This is a genomic window from uncultured Nostoc sp., assembly GCF_964247315.1.
Taxonomy (GTDB): domain Bacteria; phylum Cyanobacteriota; class Cyanobacteriia; order Cyanobacteriales; family Nostocaceae; genus Nostoc.
This window is the reverse complement of record NZ_CAXTTT010000250.1, coordinates 1-2,407: the sequence shown is the minus strand read 5'-3', so window position 1 is coordinate 2,407 and position 2,407 is coordinate 1. Positions and strand designations below refer to the sequence as shown.

Annotated in this window: 3 protein-coding genes; all 3 read right to left on the bottom strand. The window is 42.6% G+C overall.

Features of this window, described 5'->3' with window-relative positions; genetic code table 11:
* Window positions 1–137: 137 nt before the first annotated feature.
* The gene (locus ACFE93_RS34405) at window positions 138–308 is read right to left on the bottom strand and encodes a hypothetical protein (protein WP_375480582.1); all 171 of its coding nucleotides are present in this window, start codon (window positions 306–308) and stop codon (window positions 138–140) included.
* Between the two features lie 199 nt (window positions 309–507).
* The gene (locus tag ACFE93_RS34400) at window positions 508–987 is read right to left on the bottom strand and encodes a YbjN domain-containing protein (RefSeq protein ID WP_375480580.1); all 480 of its coding nucleotides are present in this window, start codon (window positions 985–987) and stop codon (window positions 508–510) included.
* A 141-nt stretch (window positions 988–1,128) separates the two neighbouring features.
* Window positions 1,129–1,986, bottom strand: coding sequence for a nitrate ABC transporter ATP-binding protein (locus ACFE93_RS34395; RefSeq protein ID WP_375480578.1), 858 nt, complete (start codon window positions 1,984–1,986; stop codon window positions 1,129–1,131).
* Between the last annotated feature and the right edge of the window lie 421 nt (window positions 1,987–2,407).

Sequence of the window (2,407 nt, the reverse complement as noted above, 5' to 3'; positions counted from 1 at the left end):
AGATACACTGATTTATTTTACTTAGTGTACTTCATTAGACTGGTAAACGCTATATCTTTAACAATTATTTAATTAGTTATGTTAAAACTTGTAAAGTTTAGCTCCTCCCTAACTCAGTTTTTGAAGGCTGGTGATTACTAAGGAAGCGGCTGTGTAATGAAATCAGCAGCCAAACAGATATCCTGGATGCGATCGCGTCTGTCAAGCAAACCGCCTTTATGGAGCGATCGCACCCAAAATGCAGATGGAGTCAAGTCAAGGGAATATAAACCTAAATTCAATTGACGGTGCAGTTTTAAAAGTGTCACTTACTAAACTCGCTTTTTGATTCAAGCAGTGATACTATTTATTTGTGTGAGGAGCAAGTTAAAAGGAAAAAGCGCCTGGGGTGGAAACACGGCAACACTCCCAGGCGCTTTTAATTGGTACATAGAAAAAAGTCTTTGCAGATTCGCCCAAACCGGATTGCTATGCATCGGATGTAGCAATAGCGCAATCTAAAATTCCTTAAGTTGCACCAAATTCAGTTTGTAAGGCTTCATCGTTATTATCAGCGATCGTTGCCACAATGGTAATTAGCCGAGACACTTCGCCGGGAGATAACTCTGCTAAGGTGCGTGTCGATATTACAACAACTCGGTTTTCAATAATACCAAAACGCGCTTCAAAAGTACTAGAGCAGTTTAACTCCAAAAGATACCGCATCAACTTGGGTTCATCTTTGGCAGGTAAATTTAGCACCGCAGACCAAACCGTTATGGTGTCTTCATCGGTTGTCCCGTTGAGTTGGACAAATACTTCCACACTTCCATACTTAAACTTCCAGAGATAACCACCCTCTGGAGTGTGGTTAACCATTGCACTATCATCTTGTTCCAAAGAGTCGATGACATTTTCAATCACTTCAAGATGGTTAATGCTCGTCGTCTCGCCGATTAAAGCATTAACGGATTCGTTATCAGTTACGCTTTCTGGGTAGCTTGCCATACAGATTTTTTCTCAACATACTCGTACACATACTTTATAACTTGTAGAGGTAGTTGTAGAGGCAATCCCTGAATTGCCCCTATTGATTGCAGAATTCTTCTTGCTAGCATCTGGTACTATTTTGCAAAAATGAATGATGGCTCAACCTACGTCATCATGGGCAAAGCGGTTAAAGAGAAAGTCTAAGGCATAGTTACGCAGTTGGTAGTATTGTGGATCTTCCATAATGCGGCTGCGATCGCGAGGACGAGAAAAAGGAATTTCCATAACTTCACCAATTTTTGCATGGGGGCCATTGGTCATCATTACCAATTTATCTGCTAAAAATAGTGCCTCGTCGATGTCGTGGGTAATCATCAGCACTGTACAACGGTTATCGCCCCATATTTTCAGCAATTCTTCTTGTAATTCTTCTTTGGTGATGGCATCCAGCGCCCCAAAAGGTTCATCTAAAATTAAGACTTTCGGACGAATCGCCAAAGCACGAGCGATAGAAACTCTTTGTCTCATCCCGCCAGACATTTGCATTGGTTTCTTTTCCATTGCATCAGCCAGTCCCACCATTGCTAGATGATCGCGCACGATCGCTCTTTTTTCAGCTTGTGGTTTGTTAGGATAAACGGCGTTGACAGCTAAATAGATATTTTCAAAAGCAGTTCGCCACGGTAACAGGGCATAGTTTTGGAAGACAACCATCCTGTCTGGGCCTGGTTTGGTAATGGGTTCTCCTTCGAGTAACACTTGCCCGGAAGTGGGAAAGTTAAAACCGGATACCATATTTAACAGCGTCGATTTGCCACAGCCAGAGTGGCCGATGACGCAGATAAACTCGCCTTGTTCGACGTTGAGGTTAACGCCATCGAGTACGGTGAAGGGGCCTTTCTTTGTGGGATAGACTTTGGTAACGTCTTTAATTTCTAGGAAAGGTGTGCGGCTGGTGGTTGTAGTGGCGAATGCTTTTCCTAGTGTGTTTGTAGCTGGAAAGTTGGGGTTTGGCATGGTATTTGGGGATTAACAAAGTGCAACTCGATATTCTGACCTTTCTCCAAATCTCTCCCCTTCTAGGGAAGAGGCTTTGAATTTTCCCTCCTTCGCTTGTCTACGGTGTATACACAAGTCTGAAATAGCTTACTCACCTGGTTTTTCGCGTTAGTTTTACCCCACCCTAACCCTCCCCTTAGAAAGGGGAGGCAACAAGATTTCTTATTTCCCCCCTTTATAAGGGGGGATTAAGGGGGGTAATTTGACTTGTGTGTACACGGTTAGCTTTGCTTGTAGGGAAGGGGTAGGGGTTATGTCTTTTGTTAGTTTTTACACATGACGTAAAAAGTCAGATCGTTAACGGAGTTCAGAGGTTCATTAATAGAGTTCAAAGACTCTTTAATGGAGTTCAAAGACTCATTAATGAAGCTAAAAGACT

Excerpts from the sequence above, each read along its gene's own strand:
- ACFE93_RS34400 (WP_375480580.1), bottom strand. The coding sequence starts at position 987 with ATGGCAAGCTACCCAGAAAGCGTAACTGATAACGAATCCGTTAATGCT.
- ACFE93_RS34395 (WP_375480578.1), bottom strand. The coding sequence starts at position 1,986 with ATGCCAAACCCCAACTTTCCAGCTACAAACACACTAGGAAAAGCATTC.